Raw genomic sequence first — 1,041 nt, forward strand, 5'->3', positions numbered from 1 at the left:
CTACTACGTTACCCCGAAAGAGCATCTCGGCCTGCCCGACAAAGAAGACGTGCGCACCGGCATCATCACCTACAAACTCGCCGCCCATGCCGCCGACCTCGCCAAAGGCTGGCCAGGCGCACAGTTGCGCGACAACGCTCTGAGCAAGGCGCGTTTCGAGTTCCGCTGGCGCGACCAATTCCGCCTCAGCCTCGACCCCGAACGCGCCGAAAGCTTCCACGACGAAACCCTGCCTGCAGAAGGCGCGAAAATCGCCCACTTCTGCTCGATGTGCGGCCCAAAATTCTGCTCGATGAAAATCACGCAGGAAGTGCGCGACTACGCCGACAAGCAAAAAGCCCAACAGCAAGGCATGGAAGAAAAAGCGATTGAGTTCGTCAAAAAAGGAGCGAAGCTTTACAGTTAAAACGTAACGCAAGAAAAGGCCGTCTGAAAATATTTCAGACGGCCTTTTTAGCGAATAGCCTTTAAGCCAAAGCAATACGCACTACGGCTGCTTATTTTTCCACCCTGCGGAAATGGTGCGGACGAAAACCGAGCGCGGCGAGGGAAACGAAGTAGAGGCCGCCGCCCAAGGCAATCAGGACGCAGAGTTGGCCTGCTTTTTTAAAGCCGCCGACGTGCACCCATTCAAACGGCAGATAATATTGCGCCAGCCACAAACCGCTGCCCATGACAACCAAAGAGATGACCATTTTAACCAAAAACGCTGCCCAACCTTTACCAGGGCGGTAGATGCCGTGTTTGCGCAAAAGGAAAAACAGCAAACCTGCATTCAGACACGCGCCCAAACCGATAGCGAGGGACAGGCCGACGTGCTTGAGCGGCGAAATGAAGGCAAGGTTCATTAGCTGCGTGCAAATCAGCGTGAAAATAGCGACCTTAACGGGGGTTTTGATGTTTTGGCGCGCGTAGAAGCCGGGTGCCAATACTTTAATCATAATCAGCCCGATCAAGCCGAAGGAATAGGCAATCAGCGCGTGTTGGGTCATTTGCGCGTCGTGCAGCGTAAATTCACGGTACATGAACAGGGTCGTAACC

General features: G+C 54.1%; 2 protein-coding genes. One reads left to right on the forward strand and one right to left on the reverse strand.

Features of this window, described 5'->3' with window-relative positions:
• Positions 1-406, forward strand: a 406-nt coding sequence (locus tag ACTHUM_RS15115; RefSeq protein WP_440403303.1) for a phosphomethylpyrimidine synthase ThiC, incomplete at its 5' end; no start/stop codon positions are given.
• 91 nt (positions 407-497) lie between these two features.
• On the opposite strand, the gene murJ is transcribed toward ACTHUM_RS15115, so the two are convergent.
• Positions 498-1,041: murein biosynthesis integral membrane protein MurJ (gene murJ, locus ACTHUM_RS15120; protein ID WP_440403304.1), on the reverse strand; the 544-nt coding region annotated here is incomplete at its 5' end.

It is taken from the genome of Neisseria sp. P0021.S006 (genome assembly GCF_051956895.1).